Origin of the sequence: Pseudoalteromonas sp. OANN1, assembly GCF_024124685.1 — a bacterium.
GTDB classification, from domain to species: Bacteria; Pseudomonadota; Gammaproteobacteria; order Enterobacterales; family Alteromonadaceae; genus Pseudoalteromonas; species Pseudoalteromonas piscicida.
Window position 1 is genome coordinate 1 of the sequence record NZ_JAMXSE010000002.1, and the last position, 17,541, is coordinate 17,541.

Annotated in this window: 15 protein-coding genes and 3 pseudogenes; 10 read left to right on the forward strand and 8 right to left on the reverse strand. The window is 42.4% G+C overall.

Translation table 11 applies throughout. The features are described from left to right. Both NH462_RS02055 and NH462_RS02060 read right to left on the reverse strand, forming a co-directional pair. Window positions 1-475 (reverse strand): annotated as a pseudogene (locus tag NH462_RS02055) (transposase); the annotation flags it as partial. Between the two features lie 142 nt (window positions 476-617). After that, a pseudogene (locus NH462_RS02060) lies at window positions 618-1,268 on the reverse strand (transposase); the annotation flags it as partial. A 165-nt stretch (window positions 1,269-1,433) separates the two neighbouring features. Between NH462_RS02060 and NH462_RS02065 the strand changes: the two are divergent. Further along, window positions 1,434-2,486 (forward strand): hypothetical protein, encoded by a 1,053-nt coding sequence (locus NH462_RS02065; protein ID WP_253103526.1) that lies wholly within the window; start codon window positions 1,434-1,436, stop codon window positions 2,484-2,486. 450 nt (window positions 2,487-2,936) lie between these two features. After that, window positions 2,937-3,443, forward strand: a complete 507-nt coding sequence (locus tag NH462_RS02070; protein WP_253103528.1) for a HEPN domain-containing protein — start codon at window positions 2,937-2,939, stop codon at window positions 3,441-3,443. A gap of 369 nt (window positions 3,444-3,812) precedes the next feature. Here the strand turns inward: NH462_RS02070 and NH462_RS02075 are convergent. Beyond that, a pseudogene (locus NH462_RS02075) lies at window positions 3,813-3,914 on the reverse strand (transposase); the annotation flags it as partial. Between the two features lie 116 nt (window positions 3,915-4,030). On the opposite strand from NH462_RS02075, the gene NH462_RS02080 reads away from it, so the two are divergent. From NH462_RS02080 to NH462_RS02105, 6 genes are read left to right on the forward strand one after another with little or no spacing between them, the layout of a single operon-like run. After that, a complete protein-coding gene (locus NH462_RS02080; RefSeq protein ID WP_253103530.1) occupies window positions 4,031-5,065 on the forward strand; it encodes an ATP-binding protein in 1,035 nt (344 codons plus the stop codon). Then, window positions 5,065-5,766: a response regulator transcription factor gene (locus tag NH462_RS02085; protein ID WP_010373790.1), complete on the forward strand. Its 702-nt coding sequence runs from the start codon at window positions 5,065-5,067 to the stop codon at window positions 5,764-5,766. Before NH462_RS02080 ends, NH462_RS02085 begins: the two co-directional genes overlap by 1 nt. A gap of 20 nt (window positions 5,767-5,786) precedes the next feature. Further along, a complete protein-coding gene (locus NH462_RS02090) occupies window positions 5,787-6,443 on the forward strand; it encodes a TrkA family potassium uptake protein (RefSeq protein ID WP_010373788.1) in 657 nt (218 codons plus the stop codon). Continuing rightward, on the forward strand, window positions 6,443-7,813 hold the full coding sequence (locus tag NH462_RS02095; protein ID WP_253103531.1) for a TrkH family potassium uptake protein: 1,371 nt from the start codon (window positions 6,443-6,445) through the stop codon (window positions 7,811-7,813). The genes NH462_RS02090 and NH462_RS02095 overlap by 1 nt, the downstream gene beginning before the upstream one ends. Before the next feature lie 23 nt (window positions 7,814-7,836). Further along, window positions 7,837-8,865 (forward strand): S66 peptidase family protein, encoded by a 1,029-nt coding sequence (locus NH462_RS02100; protein ID WP_253103533.1) that lies wholly within the window; start codon window positions 7,837-7,839, stop codon window positions 8,863-8,865. After that, window positions 8,862-9,305, forward strand: coding sequence for a GNAT family N-acetyltransferase (locus NH462_RS02105; RefSeq protein ID WP_253103538.1), 444 nt, complete (start codon window positions 8,862-8,864; stop codon window positions 9,303-9,305). The genes NH462_RS02100 and NH462_RS02105 overlap by 4 nt, the downstream gene beginning before the upstream one ends. A 9-nt stretch (window positions 9,306-9,314) precedes the next feature. Here NH462_RS02105 and NH462_RS02110 read toward each other — a convergent pair whose 3' ends face one another. Next, on the reverse strand, window positions 9,315-10,259 hold the full coding sequence (locus tag NH462_RS02110; RefSeq protein ID WP_253103541.1) for a bile acid:sodium symporter family protein: 945 nt from the start codon (window positions 10,257-10,259) through the stop codon (window positions 9,315-9,317). A gap of 257 nt (window positions 10,260-10,516) precedes the next feature. Here NH462_RS02110 and NH462_RS02115 point away from each other — a divergent pair, with 257 nt between their 5' ends. After that, window positions 10,517-10,879 (forward strand): DUF6176 family protein, encoded by a 363-nt coding sequence (locus NH462_RS02115; protein WP_010373778.1) that lies wholly within the window; start codon window positions 10,517-10,519, stop codon window positions 10,877-10,879. Between the two features lie 10 nt (window positions 10,880-10,889). Here the strand turns inward: NH462_RS02115 and NH462_RS02120 are convergent, their stop codons facing one another. Next, window positions 10,890-11,735 (reverse strand): EamA family transporter, encoded by an 846-nt coding sequence (locus tag NH462_RS02120; RefSeq protein ID WP_010373776.1) that lies wholly within the window; start codon window positions 11,733-11,735, stop codon window positions 10,890-10,892. A gap of 414 nt (window positions 11,736-12,149) precedes the next feature. Between NH462_RS02120 and NH462_RS02125 the strand changes: the two genes are divergently transcribed. Further along, window positions 12,150-12,521, forward strand: coding sequence for a hypothetical protein (locus NH462_RS02125; RefSeq protein WP_010373774.1), 372 nt, complete (start codon window positions 12,150-12,152; stop codon window positions 12,519-12,521). A gap of 51 nt (window positions 12,522-12,572) precedes the next feature. Here NH462_RS02125 and NH462_RS02130 read toward each other — a convergent pair whose 3' ends face one another. The 3 genes from NH462_RS02130 to NH462_RS02140 all read right to left on the reverse strand — a co-directional run bounded on the left by NH462_RS02130 (window position 12,573) and on the right by NH462_RS02140 (window position 17,360). Beyond that, window positions 12,573-13,544 carry a carbohydrate kinase gene (locus NH462_RS02130; RefSeq protein WP_253103544.1) on the reverse strand — a complete coding sequence of 324 codons (972 nt, stop codon included), beginning with the start codon at window positions 13,542-13,544 and terminating at the stop codon, window positions 12,573-12,575. A 15-nt stretch (window positions 13,545-13,559) separates the two neighbouring features. Beyond that, window positions 13,560-15,950, reverse strand: a complete 2,391-nt coding sequence (locus NH462_RS02135; protein WP_253104039.1) for a TonB-dependent receptor — start codon at window positions 15,948-15,950, stop codon at window positions 13,560-13,562. A gap of 183 nt (window positions 15,951-16,133) precedes the next feature. Beyond that, window positions 16,134-17,360: an MFS transporter gene (locus tag NH462_RS02140; protein ID WP_010373768.1), complete on the reverse strand. Its 1,227-nt coding sequence runs from the start codon at window positions 17,358-17,360 to the stop codon at window positions 16,134-16,136. Window positions 17,361-17,541 lie beyond the last annotated feature (181 nt).

Genomic DNA, 17,541 nt, shown 5'->3' on the forward strand with positions numbered 1-17,541 from the left:
CTGTACAATTATCTTCTTTATTTGCGCGGCGGGCGATGTCTTCGTTAAGTACCCGCATAAACCAACTAATATCTGCGAGCCTTTCTCTGTACTTATCAACTAGCTCATCGAGTATCAATTGCTCCGATTCATTGAGAGGTTCACCTTCAATAAATTTTTGGCTTATCCAATTACCTTTAAACAGTTTGTGCCATCGTATGACAATCGCTTCATCCGACAGGCGCTCAGCCTTTCTATCATCAACATATAAAACAATGTGAGTGTGATTACTCATCACGGCATAAGCACAGATATCAATACAAAACACAGACCCCAACATCAAGAGCTTTTCTTCAACCCAATCACGGCGGTGTTCGTATGATTTGCCAGTAAATTTATCTTCACCACACAGAAAAGCACGCCTTACGCAACGGGAGATACAGTGGTAGTATTTGGTGTCGGTTAAACTAATTTGTCTTTTACGGGCAATAGCCATAGTTTGGTTTCCTCAATCCTTTGAGTGCAGAATTAAAGCTTAGGCGGTATCTTAGGAAGGTGCAAATTAGTGGTGGGTGTCAGCGATTTACCGCTTCAGCGATTTACCGCTCCGGTGTCAGCGATTTACCGCTCCACTGATGAACGTGATGTGTCAGTTCATTATCTAGTCGTTCAAGTCGGCTTATTCGCTCGGTAATTGTTTGCAGAAATTCTTGTAAGACAATGTGCTGTGCGGGATGTGGAAGCACCAGCTCAGTGAGCCAACGTAAATGTTTCTGAGACCAATTTGCGGTGCCTTTGTAGTTAATATTATTGCGAAGCAGCAACGCTTTTAATTGATATTTAGCATCTTTTAAGTCTTTCATGGCGACTTCTCGAGCACGAGATAAATCTCTGATGGCTTCATCTTCCGGCTCAGGGACATAAATGGGTGTTAGGTCTTCAGATTTGAGGAGTTTTACGAGCTTAAGTGCATCGCGTTTATCAGTTTTGATACGCTCGCCAGGCTTTTTAGGAATAAGCGAAGGAGCGACCACGTAACAGAAGTGGCCAAGACTGGTAATTAATCGGTAAATCCAATAACCACATGGTCCCGCTTCATAAACAAAGTGAAGGGTTGCGCCAGGGTATTTAGATTCGAATTGGCGAACGAGCTTTTGAACGGCCAGTTTGGAAGAGGAGAATCGGCCAAGGTGAACAGCGTTTGCGCCTCTATGTTCTTCAATATAGGCGACTTCGTTGAATTCTTTATGTGTATCAAGAGCGATAAAAAGTGTGCTATGTTTATTCATGTTAGCCTCTGCTGTTTAGTTATTTGACAAACTAATTATGGCTCTGGCTTTGAATTAAGCTAACCCACGAAAAGCGGAGGCTAACACCGTGTGGGAGTCATTATGTCTATATGAAAAAGGAATGTTATGAGTAGCTGTATAGATTCGTACCATGCAAGTGCTCTCATGGAGAGACTATTACAAGCCGTGTTATCTAATAGCTCAGTGGAAGATATAGAGAATATATTAAATAATTTAAGGTTAATGGGTGCCGATAATATTGTTCCTTGTATGGAATGCGCCCCTTGTTATGATTTTATTTTCTACTCACAAACTATTCAAAAAGTATTTGATGGCGCTATTTCAAAAGAATCACTAAAAAATGAGTTGCATGTATGGCGAAAAACTCAACTTAGAGACGAAGCTTTAACAAATATTAAACGTGGAAATAGTAGAGAGGATTTCAATAAGCGACCTTTTGATGCGTCAGGCACCAAAGTGTATTTCGACCAAAACGTTCTCTCTTTATATGCACAAGATGAAGAAATAAAATCAAAAATAGATCACTTAAAAGAAAGTGGTAAATTTATATTTTTTTATAGTCCATCGAATCTAGAAGAGATAAATAAGATTCCTTATTTAGATCAAAAGCTATTGGTTGTTTCAGCATTGTCTGAGCTTACCGGAAATATAGTGATCCTACCGGATGAAAAAACAAATTCCTTCTTTATCGAAGATCCTTGCTATGGATTGAAAAGAATTGAAAATCATGAGGGCAGTACAGAGGCTCTTGAGGAATTGAAACTTGTTTCAAGTCGAGATAGGAAAATGTATTTAGAAAAGTATGATACTGCAGAGCACCGACAGGATATTGCCAACAATCAAAGTGTTTTTGAATCTCTTACTGATGAAGAGTTTGGGGAGCTTGTTTCGTTATCGCATTCCAGTCTCTACGATAAAGAATGTTTCAGTAATACCACATCAAGAGCAGAGGCATTGCACGCGGTGTATACATTATCGAGCATGCTTGATCTTCTGGGCTACAAGGTTGACACAAAAGAAAAAACACAGAAAAGTAGCTTGCATGACATTGAGCATATCATTTATGGGTTAGATGCAGACATATTTGTAACAAATGACCGCAAGCTTCAATCTCGCGCAATCCAAATATACAAATTTATGAATGTAGATACTAAAGTTGTTAACTTGGAAGGGCTACTGGTTATCAACTACAACTAATATTCATATAACAAGCGCATGTTACGGAAAATTTACGCTTCGCTCCTATTTTCCGCAAATGCGGGCGTTGGTATGACTCCCACTGTCAAGTTAAACGCACTGATCCCGCCTAACTTTTTAAGCCATAACTATTTCAACTCGAATTAGAGCGAGTTAATACATAGGATGAAGCAAGTAATGTCGTCGGTTATTTTGCTGATATTCGTTGGTTATTACTATTTCTAGTAACAGAGCAGACCTTACTTAGTTCGCCGTGGCACCTGTCTTCAGTCTATGTTCGTGGTTCAATGCAGCGTTAGCTGCATTGCCATCCTAACGCCGTCGGTGGTTATGCCACACCCGATGCTTGATCCCATGCATCAACTCTAATTCGTTTCTCATGCGGGTACTCTTGCCAATCTCAGTTTTGTATTCACAGGTGTAAGCACCACTTCTTTAGCGATTGCCCATATGTACGCAATCATTTCTCGGGCAATTGCAGTGACAACAAGGTTGAACATCGAAACAACACGCAAGTTTGACAGCAAAATTAGATATCTAAACCAAACTTACGTGTTTCATTTGGTTGCGTACTGGCAAGATTTTGTTGAGTCTCTCGTGCGTCGAAAATTTACGGACATCAAGTCCTATAGCGGGCCTTATCCTTTAGACGATTTACTTGCTCAGAATGTTGAAAATAAACTGAAAAGGTTTAACACTCCCAATACAAAAAATATTGACCAATTACTTAAAGATACTTTCGGATTAACGAAAGTTACGACTTGTTGGGATACTGATGATTTTTCACGTGTTCAAGCAAAGGAAAGGCTTGATGGAATCTTATTATCTCGGCATCAAATTGCGCATAGAGGACTTACTTCAAGAGAATTAAGCTATGAAGCGAACTTTGAAGACATGGAGTTCATTTTTGAGTTAGCTACTCTTCTTCAAAAAGCAGTTGATGATCATGCAGTTTAATAGTGTCGGCTAACAAATAGCTTGAAAGCGGATAAAATTGAAAACAATACAGACACCCAAAATTATCTATTCACCATAGTTACGGCAGTTTCGACTTAGAATTACAAAAAAGTGTTCATCACTCATATCAAAAGTGTTTCTAAAATAAGCGAGTTATTGGCGTTTACGTATTTCTCGACGTCAAAATCAGCTTATCGCGCACGGCATGGGAGAGGCTAGGTTAGCGCAGCTTGAGGCATTATTGCTAAAGCCTTTATTTGGTCCAGCCAGCAAACGTTCACAATTGCTAGGTTTGTGCGCCGTCGTTTTTTGAGTGTTTTACAATAAGTGGTCAGTACTCGCTCTCGGCCATTCTTCAATGAATTTCTAAGTTATCCAGTTGCTTTTGAACAGCTTGTGCCAGCGTATCACAATGGCTTTATCAGATATGCGCTTAGCCTTTTTATCATCAACATGCAAAAACAAACTTGATAGATAAACAGGCTCTTGAGCTAAATAGCCTAAAGCTAAGTAAATTTTACGCAAATTATACGGCAACGGAATTTCGACAAGGATAGAATAAAGACATAGCGCAAGTTGGAGTCACTATGTTTTCCGAGAATGGATTTATTGCCAAGAATGAGTATCTCGTTAGTTTTCTGGTTTTGCTGTTAACCAGCGCCTTTGCCGTTGCCTTAGACTCGTTGCTGCATTCGGCGATCAGTGTGCTGCTGGTATTACAGTTGGGCGTTGTTGTTGTTTCTCTCATCGCAAAACGTTGGATGGCACTGGGAGTGGCGATTGTTAGCAGTCTAGTGTTCAACTTTTTTATCACAGAGCCCAGATACACGCTTCATATGAATAACACCGAAGACGTGGTCAATTTAGTGGTATTTATCACGGTGGCATTAGCTACCAGCTATTTATCGAGCTATATCAAAGAGCAAAAGCAGCAGCTTTTAGTTGCGAATGTGCGCTCTAATATCTTGTTGTCGGTTTCTCATGATTTACGTACACCGCTCGCTGCGGTGATGGGCGCGCTCGAAACGCTAGAAACCTATCGTGATAAGTTAGACCAAGATGAGCAAAATGAGCTGTTGGGGTCGGCACGATCAGAGAGCCACCGTTTGTTTCGCTATATCGAAAATATTTTGCAAGCCACCAAGTTACAGCATCAAGGGGATGAGCTTTCGCTGTTGAAGCAACCTACGTCTATTGATGTCTTGATTGATAACGTGATTTTGCGGCTAGGCGCGCCATGCGTCTCGAGAATGCCACAGAATATGAGTCCAATTCTCACGATACAAGCTGCACTCATTGAGCAAGCCCTGTTTAACTTAATTGAAAATGCAGTCACCTTTAGTCCCGATGGAGAGCGGGTTGAGATTTCCTTAGGAGAAACGCAGCAAGCGTTGTTGATATTTATTCAGGATAACGGCCCTGGGATCCCCGTTGCTCGGCAAAAGGAAGTCTTTACCGCCTTTAGCTCGTTTCGACAAAGCGTCAGCAAAGACGGTGGCAGTGGCTTAGGGCTGAGTGTGGCGAGAGGTATTATTCGTGCGCACGGCGGTGATATTCGCATTTTGCCCACGACGCAAGGCTGCACAATGGAAGTTAGTTTGCCAAAAGAGGAGGCGCATTGATGACTCACACCATTTTATTGATTGACGATGAAGAAGAGATCCGTCGTTTTATCCGCTTAGCATTAAAAGCTGAAGGGCTGAATTATGTGGAAGCCAGCACCGGAAAGGAAGCCATGTCGGTGTTAAAAGGTGAGCTGCCAGACTTAGTAATCTTAGATCTCGGGCTACCAGATTTTGATGGATATAGCATTTTGAAGAAGATCCGAGAAACCAGCAAGCTACCTGTATTGATCTTAACTGCGCGAGATCAAGAGGCTGAGAAGATTAAACTGCTGGAGGGCGGCGCAAACGACTACCTGACGAAGCCTTTTAGCATCAAAGAGCTGGTGGTACGCGTCAAAGTGCTATTACGAGATTTAGTACCGAACAAACGCTTGCTCGCCATTGACTACGGCAAGTTGATGATAGATCTACAAAAGCATCAAGTCATTATGGATAACGCACCATTAGCACTATCGAAAAAGGAATTTGCACTACTTAGTATGCTTGCGCAAAGAGCACAAGAGTTAGTCAGTCAGCAAACTTTATTAAAGCAAATTTGGGGCGAAAGCCATGTCGAAGATAGTCACTATTTACGGATTGTGGTCAGCCAGTTACGTAAGAAACTCAGTGACGATGCTGCTACACCAAAAATCATAGAAACTGAGCCCGGGGTTGGTTATCGGTTTTTACTTTTACCGCTCAATAAGCATTTCTCATAACGGAGTATATAGAGGTTGTTATGGCACAATTTGTAGTAATTGGTTTAGGTCGATTTGGTTTTGCGGCTTGTTTGGAATTAAAGCGGCTTGGAAACAAAGTGATAGGGGTAGATAGTCGCGAACGTGTGGTGAACCAAGTTGTTGAGCATATTGATTATGCCACCTCTTTAGACGCGACCGATGAAACGGCATTACGCCAACTAGATATTACGAGAAGCAAAGCGGTATTGGTCGCCATAGGTGAAAACCTAGAATCGAGCATTTTATGTGTACTGTCGTTAAAGAACTTAGGCGTTGAGCAAATTTGGGTTAAGGCCAGCTCAGAAGCGCATCATACAATTTTATCCCGCTTAGGCGTAACACGCGTGATCCGCCCTGAAGAAGAAATGGGGATCAGGGTCGCACAAACACTGAATTACCCCATGGTCAATCAATATATGCAATTGGGGCATGGTTTTTATATGGTGGAAGTCATCGTGAATAAATTAAGCTGCGGGCAGTCTTTGGCAACGCTATTAAAGCGCGCAAAGGGCGAAATCAAGGCTGTGTTAGTGCAGCGCGGCAAAGCGTGTTATAGCAATCCGGCAGAGTCATTTTTGATCAACGAAGATGATAAAGTGATCCTCAGCGGTCAGTTAAAAGCGTTAAATTCTATCGCGCAAAAACTGGGGGCGTAATGAAAACATGGAGTCCCCACTATTACCCCTATCCAAATAGCAAGCCCAAAGCCCACAAAAAGCCGCTGAGGTTAAGCCCCCCAGCAGTTCTGTTTATTGGATTTTGTGGGCTGATAGCTTTAGGTACTATGTTGCTGTTGCTACCGATAGCACACACCCAAGACATCAAAGTAATGCAAGCATTATTTACTGCAACTTCCGCGGTAACGGTGACAGGACTTGCCGTTTTGAGTACGCCAAATGATTTTACGACCTTTGGCCATCTCGTTATTGCCAGTCTAATTCAAATCGGTGGACTGGGGTTTATGACCATTACGGTTGTGGTGCTGCGGGGGATGGGGCAGCAAATGGACATTAGTAAACAACTTATCGCAAAAGAAAGCTTTGGCATAGCTCGATTTGATCAGTTGGTTGATACAGCCAAATGCGTGTTAGTTTATGCACTGATCATCGAATCGATTGGGTTTACCATTTTGCTTGCCCATTGGTATCAAACGCTACCGCTTGGTGATGCGATAATGCAAAGCTTCTTCTACACTATTTCGGCTTTTAACAATGCGGGATTTGCATTGCATGATGACAGCCTAACCAGTTTTCGTGGTGATTGGGTCGTTAATCTTGTGATATCAGGGTTATTTGTGATTGGCGGACTTGGATTTGTGGTGTTGATGGATATAGTGAAAAGACGCTGTTGGAGCCGGTTTGGATCTGCCACTAAGTTAGTCTTGATAGCAACAGGGGTGTTAAATGTGCTGGCATTTAGCTTATTTTGGCTTTTTGAAGCACATAACCCAGAGACCCTTGGAACCTTGCCGTTGTCCGAGCAAGTTATCACTGCCTGGATGCAAGCGGTGACGCCACGTACAGCGGGCTTTAACAGTATCGACTTTGCGCTGGTGAATGACGAAAGTACCGTGCTGACCATTTGGTTAATGATAATAGGGGGCGGCTCTATGAGTACCGCCAGTGGTCTTAAAATAACCACAGTAGTGGTGCTATTAATGGCAACTTACGCTTATCTGAGACGCAGAGAACAGGTCGCTATCGGACACAGACAAATTTCGCCTGAAACGGTGTTTAAGGCGCTTAGCCTCACCGTGGTGTACTTTTTTACCGTGATGCTCGCAACCCTTATTTTGACGATCACCGAGCAGGCAAATTTAACGGATATCACGTTTGAGGCGGTGTCGGCATTAGGCACGGTTGGCTTATCTCGAGGGATCACTGGCTCATTGTCTGAATCCGGTGAAGCGGTAATCATCTTTTTAATGCTGATTGGACGCTTGGGGCCGTTAACCTTTCTATATTTGATTGCTCGCCCGAAACGGGAGAATTTAAAGTATGCAAAAGCGGAAATTCAGGTAGGATAAGCAAAAAAATAACGGAAATCATGATGAAGTATCCTAAACCGTTGAAAGCGGGCAGTAAAATTGCGATCACGGCATTCTCAGCGGGCGTACCTGCTGCTATGCACGAGAGATTAGACAACGCTTTGGGTTATCTCGCGCAACAAGGTTTTGAACTCGTGGTTGGTGAATGCCTGCGAGATAACCACAACTACGTTAGCGCGGATGTCAAAACCCGTGCGAATGAGCTTATGGGATACTTACTCGATGACACAATAGACGCGATTATGCCGCCATGGGGCGGTGCAATTGCAATGGATTTACTGACATTGCTTGATTGGGAGAAGTTGGCATATGCGCAGCCAAAATGGCTCATCGGTTTCTCTGATGTCAGCACTTTGCTGAGCGCAGTGACTTGCAAACTAGGCTGGGCAAGCGTGCATGCGACTAACCTTATGCAATTAAATGTCCATCAACAAGACGCATTAACGGTTGGACTTTTTAACCATTTGAGGCGCGCGCCTAATGACTCTTTTACGCAATTTCCCTCGACACATTTTGAAGCTGAGCCACTCAATTTTGTTGACTTTCCCGATGCTGGATTTAACTTATCCGCGAGCACTCAATGGCGTATTTTGGCCATTGGCAATCACCGGCAGCAGTTTGCTGGTCGATTATTAGGCGGCTGTTTGGATATTCACATGTTATTGGCTGGTACGGAATATTTTGATCTGGACGCTTTTTCACAGGCGCACCCTGATGAGTCGATTATCTTATATTTTGAAAATGGTGAAATGCCGCCAGCGGCATACTATCGTGCGCTGCAAAGTATTAAATTACGAGGTTGGTTTTCGAAAGTCGCTGGAGTTTTGATTGGTCGAAATCCAGAGCCGCTGGCAAAAGATAGTGACTGGACGCACCTAGATGCATTGCAAAAAGTCTTTACTGGTTGCGATTTCCCCGTGCTATACGATGTGGATATAGGCCATCAAGCGCCGAATTTAACGCTGATTAACGGCGCATATGCCGAAGTGACTGTTGGCGATACCTTTTCAATTACACAGACATTAATATGAATCTAGAATATAAAGTCGGCTCGATAGATGACCTCCTTGCGATAGAAAACCAAATTCCGGAGTTTGCCACGCCAAGAAAGGGTGAGGAAGTCGTAGACAAACTGCGAGATAAACAACATTTATTGCTGGTGGCGTACGCTCAAGGCAAACCCATAGGGTATAAGCTAGGCCACGAACTGCCAAATAACGAGTTTTATAGCTGGTTAGGCGCGGTCATCCCCGAATATCGCGGCAAAGGTATTGCCAAGCAGTTGTTGGTGATGCAAGAAACTTGGTGCAAAGCGCAAGGCTATAGCGCCATTAGAGTAAAGTCGAGAAACCTATTCAAAAACATGCTATTGATGTTAATAAGCCGCGATTACCAGATTGTAAAATGTGAACAAATCAACGGCTCATCGGATTGCAAAATTCACTTTTATAAGCAATTACAAAAAGCCTAACCTTTGATATTAGGCTTTATTGTTATCAGATGAGCTGGTGGCGCTTCGTCGCCATATTCCTGCTAATATTGAGCCGCTGACATTATGCCAAATAGAAAATAGGGTACCTGCTACGGCCGCTGCAGGAGTAAAAAACTTCATGGCAAGCGCAACAGCAAGCCCCGAGTTTTGCATACCCACCTCAAAGGCCATGGTGCGACATACTTTTTCGTCAAAACCGAGCCGTTTCGGAATGAAATAGCCCAAAAGTAGCCCTGTAGTATTGTGCAGGATCACGGCAACCAGCATAACGAGCCCGATGCTTTGAAGTTTAGGTTGATTAAGAGCAACGATCACCGCAATGATAAAAATGATTGAAAGCATTGAAAGTAAAGGCAGTATCGGAGTTGTTTTGATAACAGAATGCGCCAGTGGCTTGGCAAGCAAGGTATTGAAAGCAACGCCCACAGCCACAGGAAATAGCACAATTTTTAGCAGGCTGATCAACATATCAGAAAACTGAATATCAACCACCTGGCCTATCATCAATGTGGTTAGTAGTGGCGTTAAGAACACGCCGAGTAAAGTACTAATCGCGGTCATAGAAATCGATAACGCGACATCTCCTTTGGCGAGATAACACAAAACGTTACTTGCCGTGCCGCCAGCAACCGTGCCTACTAAAATTATTCCAATTAATAGGTCAGTTTCTAAGCTCATGGTGGTTGCAATTAAGTAGGCAACACTCGGCATCACAGTAAATTGAAGCAGCACACTAACGCAAATGGCTTTTTTATTGTCGAGCACGCGTAAAAAGTCTTTTGTAGTGAGGGTTAACCCCATTGTCAGCATGATCAACATTAATAACGGAATAATACTGCCTTTAAACGCGCTAAATAGAGTCGGAAAAAGATAAGCGGTTACTGAGCAAATAATGGCCCAAAGAGGGAATAGTTGTACGATTCTTGTCATCATATTTTTACTTTATTTTTCTCTAGATATTAACGAAATTTTCGTCAAACACCTAACTCCAGAGAGCTGGCTCATGGGCGTTAATGGTTATCTTAGGTAAAACAATTTGTTACATTTTACGAATTTATAGTTGGGCCTGTTTGAGGGAATTAGGTATAGTCGTTACTACGAAAATGATAAGTAGAAAATAGGAATAAAAAATGAAGGAAAGTATGCTCAGTAGCAAAATGGTTAAAGGTTGGAGGGGGTAATCTTATTTCATGGAAACAAAACTGCTAAAGATAAAATTAAATTTGAATACTCGCCCTCAAGTGGATGAATTACTTGCTTATATGCAGGATAATATCGCGTTTCCAAGGGAAGAAATGCGACAGAAAGGCTACTTTTGGGATTCGGTATTTTTTGCTGAAGAAGGCGGAAGAGAGTATCTTTATATTGTAATAAAGTCCGAAGACTTTAGCTGTATTATGATGGATGAATCTGAGCTAATTTGTACACCTTTTCGTGAAGTGTATGAGCGCTTTAGAAAAACATGTTGGTCAACAGAGCCATATCAAGATATTGAAGCCTTGGCGTGTTTCAATTCACAAATGGAGTTTGACTCTGTCGAATCCGGTAAATAAGTCAAAGCGGCTATACTTTTACACCGCTTTTACTATAGAGCAATGCCGCAAAAATAATGGTACTGCCAATTCCAAGACGAATGAGGTCAGCTTCCCGGTTCCAAATCAGCAAATTGACAATGATCCCAGCTGGGATCAGCACATTGTTCATTACCGCGAGCTCACCCACCGAGACGCGGGTCAGTCCTAAGTTCCAGACGTAATATCCTACACCTGAAGCAATCAAGCCTAAATAAATCAGTATTCCCCATTGTAGATTAGTACTTGGGAGTTGCTGGGGATTGCCGAATAACATAAACCCAATGGCGAGCACGAGGGACGCACCAATAAAGAAAAAACCGAAGCTTTGGTGATGTACCAGCTGGTAATGGTTACTTAAGCGTTTGTAACTTACTTGGCCTATTGCAAAGCAAAGGTTTGCGCCTTGCACTAGAAGCAAGCCAAAAAGGTAGTCGCTTGTAAGCTCTGTAAATCTAATGGTGATTGCACCAATGATAGCTATGAGCGCAGACAGCAAGAAGGTGGCATTGAACGACCGGTTTAGTAAGTCATTGAGTGCAGTAATATAGATGGGTGTCATCACAGTGAATAGCAACACTTCAGGTACGCTTAGGTATAAAAAAGAATGATAGTAAAAGCCATACATCAGACCAATCTGCACTGCACCGATTGCCATCAGCTTGATTATCAACTCTTTATTTACCGAGTTCAATTTCAAAAATGGAATAAACACAATTGCTGCAAGCAAGGTTCTAGACAAAGCGCTAAACCAAGCATCGACTTGGCCTGCCAAATAAACACCAATCAAAGAGAATGAGAACGCCCAAAGTAAAGTAACAATCCAAAGTAATGGCATAGACAATTCGTTGTAGTTTTTAATTTCGCGATTGTATCACGAGTACCACACAAATAGACTGTTCGAAAAAAGCGATGATAACAATCTTTATAATGTGATTTTAATTTATAATTATTCGCATAAAATAGCTCGTGTATTCACACTTACATCCCTTCATTGTTTTACCCATGATGTGTTTGGCCGCCGCTGCGGCCTTTTTTATTTAGTCTATTATTTAGATAATTTCTATAGCTTGTCTCTTCACCGTTTATATCACTTCTCATGAACTTACTCGATTTAATGTCTTTTGAATGGTTTGTAATTTTAAGGTTTATTATAGGTTAAAATAATTGAGTTTCTTACTATTGTTGTGTTAGGTTGTTTTTTGACCAATACAGTTGGTTGTAAACTAATACATAAATAAAGGACATATTAATGAAAACAGTATTAATTGCTTCAGCATTGGTAGTAATGGGTACCCTGTCGTTTAGTTCTCAAGCAGCTGACTTAAGATGCTCTCTCAATGTTAAGTCGGGTGGTAATGTATCGGGTAACGGCACTAGCTATTGTTCAGGAATTGATTTTTCTTTCGGTAATTCAACTTCTGGTAAATTCTATATCGCAAATGCCACTAAAGCGATTAGCAAAGTAATTTGGAATGGTGATGCGAGTTGCAGCGGTGGTACAACGTGTAACATGACCATTCGTGCTTATCGTCAGTACAATGCGACTGCAACTATTCTTTATACTGATGGTACATACGAGACGACAAACTCTGCTCATATTGACTATGAAACAGGTTTCTAAGTCTCGATTTTTATAATAAAACAGCGGGAAAACCTTTTCCCGCTTTAGGTATTAACCCAACAAAGCCTCAGGGTTGAAGGAAGAAAACCGTTCAGACACATCTATAAGCGTTGGCATAAAGGGCATGACACCTTTGTGTTCACAGGTAAACGCACCGCATTTCACGGCAAAGCTAAGTGCCTTTTTTACGGTTGGGAAGTTTTGCGATAGTGTATCTTTTGAGATCCCATGTTGGCTGAGTTGAAATAGAAACCCTGCCATTAAGCTATCCCCAGCGCCGGTTGTATCAACCGCATCAATAGTAGGAGAGGCGACGGAATAAAAGTCTTTAGCTGTTAATACGCTGCAAGGGTTTGGCCCATCGCTTGAGATGACCGCTTGTACGCCGACACTAAGTAACCAATCTAAATAGCTAGCCTCCCTCATGTTCTTTTCTTCAGCGAGATATCTCAGCTCATCTTTACTCATTTTTAATATGTCGACATAGGGGTAGCAAGCCTCTATACGTTCGGATAAGCAAGATAAGTCCTGCCATAGATTCAAGCGCAGGTTAACATCAAATGAAATTAATTGATTGTGAGCCACAGCAGACTTTAGTAATGCCATGGTGGTACTTGTAACTTCTGCATCGGTAAGCGTGTTTGAGCAAAAATGAAATATCCCGTGATCTGGCCATTGCAAATGCTCAAAGTCTTTTGGGCGGATTGCGATATCAGCGGTATTGTCGCGGTAAAACGAAAAGCTTCGTTCTCCTTGGGCGTCGAGGTGGACGATGGCCAAGGCGGTTTGCGCTCCACTTATGGATACACAATATTCAGTTCCAACAGCATATAGCGCCAAGGTTGATTTTAATTGCAGCGAAAAGGGATCTTCAGCGAAGCCTCCCACAAACCGAGCACTGCCACCAAGTTTAGCAAAGCCTACCGCCACATTCGCTGGAGCGCCGCCAGCAATAGGGTTAAGGCTACCGTCGCCGGTAGGTAACAAATCGATAAGCATCTCGCCAAAACATGTTAATTGCATAACTACTACCCCTAATTAGAAACGGTATTTTAAAGTGACAGACGTAGTTCTGCCGTTAATACTGCGAGCGCGAATAATATTGTTAGTTGGAATTACGCCTTCCTCGGCTTCTGTTAATCCAGTGGTATCAAAGAGATTGTTTACGTTTAACGCGATATTGAAGCGTTCAGTCAGATCATAACTTGCAAACGCGTTGACCTGAGTGTAACCGTCAAATTTTAACTCGTTGTTGTCTTGTGCGTACGCGTCAGTGGTGCCGATGAGGCTTAAACCGATAGCACCTTGATCGAAGTTATATTTACCCAATAAGGAATAAACAAAGTCAGCTTGCCGTCTTGGCGTGTTACCCTCGACTTCGGGAGTGAGTGCATCTTTTGCGATTTCAGCATCGGTCCACGTCAAACTACCTCGTAAGTCGAAGGAGCCAATAAAATAGACACCCTCAAGTTCAATACCTTGTGCTTCGTATTGCCTGTCAAAGAACTTTTGGCTGGTTGCCTCAAAGTTTTGCTCTTCTGTTTCAGCGTAAAATAAAGTTGCAAATAGACGACCTTGTTCAAACTTTTGTTTGAGACCAAATTCGTATTGTGTCACTTCATCCACAGCATCTTCATCAGCTACACTGCCATCAATATTCACTTTACCGAACAATAGTCTATCTGCATTTGCACGACCGCCCTCACTGAATCTGCCGAATATGGCACTGTCTGAGGTCATTTGATAGTTTGCGCCGACAGAGTAGCTTGTGTAGCTCCAATCGTAATTAACAACATTGGGGTTAGCGAGATCGATGGCTGCAACTTGCTCCTCTGGCTTTGAAATAGTGCCATCACGGTTGATGTCTACACGAGATGTTACAGCACCTGCAAATGTACCTGTCGCTTTACCTGAATCATGACGTACACTCGCATCAACTGAAATATCGCCGAGCTTTGTTGAAAAGGCGATATATGGGGCTCGAGTATCGTATTCAGTGTCGTAGTTGCGCTGACAGCAATTTCCCCAATAGGGCGTACTGTAGGCATATAATCCATTTTCAGAATATGCAGTGCTATCCGCAGCGGCCACGTTGACAAGCGCTGCGTTATCTCCTTTAACCTCGAGCAAGTATGAATTCCATAACCAAGACATATTGATATTTTGCGATGACATGAAGTAGCCGAAGGTGAGTGACGTGTCAGTACCAAATGATTTGGTGAGCTTTAGGTCATTCATGATGTTGTCGAAATCATTCATTTCCACTTCAAAGGTATGAACGCGCATTAGTAGTGCTTGATTGAACGCTTGATCCGCTTTTGGTCCGTTGGCAAAGGTGAGTGTTGCACCTGTACCGGCTATGCTCTCGGCAATTGCTTGGCTATTAGCGACCTCAGCAGGGAAAGGCGACATAAATGTGCCTGAGATACTCGATTTTCTGGATCTGTTTTCGATTTGCCAGTCATTGCCTAGATCGAAATTTGCTTCAAAGCCGATACTATCAACAACAGGGTGCATTCCGTCTCGCATATCTCCTTGACGAATTTGATTATTACCACCTAAGCCTTGCGTGGCGGTGAAATAAACAGAGTGAGGGGTATCTGACAGTACATCAAAGCCGTCGATGGAGTCGCCATTAGAATACATTGGCATAGGAAGGTAGCCCGCTGTTTTATCATCAAGGTGTTTTACATATAAACGAACGTAGCCACTTTCAAATTCCTTGGTGATATTGGCTTTGAGTTGACCGCCTTTATTTGCGGTATAGCCGGTGTCACGCGGGCCTTCACCTTGTCGCACAAAGCCACCAATATGAAATTTTATGTCGTCACTTAGATAACTCCCGTACTCAAAGTCCGTTCTAAACTCGTCATAATCTAAACCAAACGTGGTGGCAACACTGCCTGACTCATTTTCACCCGTTTTTGAAATCAAGTTAATAATGCCTCCGGGAGCGTCGCTGGCGGCAGTCGAAGCCGAGCCACCTCTAATGGACTCGATTGACTCCACGGTATTATCAAGGCGCATAAAAATATCGGCGTTACCAAAAGCAATGTCACCAAATTGCAGAATCGGCAAGCCATCTTCTTGTAGCTGTAAAAATTTAGCGCCACCGGATGCAACAGGAAGACCACGTACAGCAATATTTGCATTACCTTCACCACCGGTTGATTCAGATCTTACACCTGGAATTAGTTTGAATGCTTCAGCGGTAGTTCTGGGGGTTGCAACAGAGATTTGCTCCAGCCCTATACTGCTAACAGAAACACTCGATTCCATAATGGTTGTTCGCTTTGGTACACCCGTTACGACTATTTTCTCGAAGCCATCGGCAGGCTTTGTGTGTGCTTTTTCTTCAGCGGCCGCCGAGTGAGAGATTGCAAGCGTGAGTGCGCTGAGTGTAAATAGGGTGGTTTTGATTGTTGTCATCATTTGCCTCTTGTTATCGTTGTCAAACTCGTGCGGTCTATTAAAAATAAACTTAATCGATTAAGTTTATTTTTAGCACAATTTAATTTGGTTGCAATTAAAAATTAATCAATAATTCAAACAAAATTTTAATGCTTTGGTTTTTATGAATTTTAACCCGTGAAAAATTTGTGGTCGGAGGGGTTACACTCGCTGAAACTTAGCGTTTTTGCTCAATGGTAAGCGGGCAGGGTCCTTTAACCAGTTGTACAACATGGCTGCAAAGAGTAAAAATGCAAACCCAGTCGCAAGTATAAAGCCATAGCTAACATGGCCAAAGTAATCGCTCACCATGCCCATCAGAAGTGGTGCTAGCGCAGCAGAAAGCGCGGTGAAGAATAACATCACACCAGCAACAGAGCCATGCTGAGCTTTGTCAAAACAAGAGATCCCTTTTGAGTTTAATGTTGGGTAAATCATAGACATAAATAAACCACTTAGCGGGAGCGTATAGATAGCGGCATTAACACCATAAAGATAAGTTAAAAAATAGCATACAAATATAGCAAAGCTCAGCGTTAGCATTACGCTTTGCCAACGATACTTAGCGAGTAACCATACAGCCATAAAGCGACCTATTGCACGTAAAATAAAAAAGATGGTGAGCGCATAAGTTGCAAGCCAAGTTAAATCACCTTGGTAATCCTGTAATAAAGTGGGCATCCAGACATAAATTGCGACTTCAGTTGCAACGTAGAGTGCTATGGCGAGGGAAAAGCCAAGTGCATATTTGTTCTTGAGCATGGCTGCTGTATGAGATAGGCCTGCATTGTTTTGTGCATGAGCGGTATTAAACTTGGGAAACTCAGTGCTTAAAGTCACGATACTGAGTATTAAGCACAGCCCACCAGCAAGCACATAAAGATAGGTCCAACTCACCCCCTGTATCAATAGATAACTGACAATTGCAGGGCCAATTATCGCGCCGATGGCAAAGAAGCCTTCGACTTTATTCATGGTTTGAGTATGTTCTTGTGCGCCGTTAGAAATGTCACCTAGAAGAGCGAGGGCACCTGTTTTAAATAGACCAATGGCTAACCCAATGACACATAAAAGCATTAAAAACATGGTGAAAGTTTCACCCAGTGCGAACAGAAAACATGCAGATGAAAATAGTATAAGGCCAATTAACACCGTGAGCTTACGGCCTATTTTATCTGCCAAAAATCCTAAGCATAAGCCGCTAAAGGCAATTAAAATCATTGGGGCATAGTGGAAGGCGCTAGCTTGGGTCATGCTAAGTTGATATTCGCTGATCAGTGTTGGAATGATCACGCCAACGGCGTCTGATGTCATCGCAAACATCAAAAACATCATATAAGTTAACCAGCGCAATGTGTTGAGCTGAGTGTGATTCGACTTGCTGCTCATTGTTCACCTCTTGAAGGGCTTTGTTATGTAGCTGGTCTACTTCTTTACATAAGACTGAGTGTAATACTAATCTGCATTAAGCGAATTATTTTTAGTAGAACGCTACGATAAAACTTGATTATTGTTTGTTCATGATTAAAGATATAACTTAATCGATTAAGTCTCAACTTTTTTAATGAGT

Coding starts and splice junctions, on each gene's coding strand:
- NH462_RS02140 (WP_010373768.1), bottom strand. CDS start 17,360: ATGAGCAGCAAGTCGAATCACACTCAGCTCAACACATTGCGCTGGTTA.
- NH462_RS02080 (WP_253103530.1), top strand. CDS start 4,031: ATGTTTTCCGAGAATGGATTTATTGCCAAGAATGAGTATCTCGTTAGT.
- NH462_RS02065 (WP_253103526.1), top strand. CDS start 1,434: ATGGAGAGACTATTACAAGCCGTGTTATCTAATAGCTCAGTGGAAGAT.
- NH462_RS02085 (WP_010373790.1), top strand. CDS start 5,065: ATGACTCACACCATTTTATTGATTGACGATGAAGAAGAGATCCGTCGT.
- NH462_RS02090 (WP_010373788.1), top strand. CDS start 5,787: ATGGCACAATTTGTAGTAATTGGTTTAGGTCGATTTGGTTTTGCGGCT.
- NH462_RS02135 (WP_253104039.1), bottom strand. CDS start 15,950: ATGACAACAATCAAAACCACCCTATTTACACTCAGCGCACTCACGCTT.
- NH462_RS02125 (WP_010373774.1), top strand. CDS start 12,150: ATGAAAACAGTATTAATTGCTTCAGCATTGGTAGTAATGGGTACCCTG.
- NH462_RS02070 (WP_253103528.1), top strand. CDS start 2,937: ATGTACGCAATCATTTCTCGGGCAATTGCAGTGACAACAAGGTTGAAC.
- NH462_RS02130 (WP_253103544.1), bottom strand. CDS start 13,544: ATGCAATTAACATGTTTTGGCGAGATGCTTATCGATTTGTTACCTACC.
- NH462_RS02105 (WP_253103538.1), top strand. CDS start 8,862: ATGAATCTAGAATATAAAGTCGGCTCGATAGATGACCTCCTTGCGATA.
- NH462_RS02110 (WP_253103541.1), bottom strand. CDS start 10,259: ATGATGACAAGAATCGTACAACTATTCCCTCTTTGGGCCATTATTTGC.
- NH462_RS02115 (WP_010373778.1), top strand. CDS start 10,517: ATGGAAACAAAACTGCTAAAGATAAAATTAAATTTGAATACTCGCCCT.
- NH462_RS02120 (WP_010373776.1), bottom strand. CDS start 11,735: ATGCCATTACTTTGGATTGTTACTTTACTTTGGGCGTTCTCATTCTCT.
- NH462_RS02100 (WP_253103533.1), top strand. CDS start 7,837: ATGAAGTATCCTAAACCGTTGAAAGCGGGCAGTAAAATTGCGATCACG.
- NH462_RS02095 (WP_253103531.1), top strand. CDS start 6,443: ATGAAAACATGGAGTCCCCACTATTACCCCTATCCAAATAGCAAGCCC.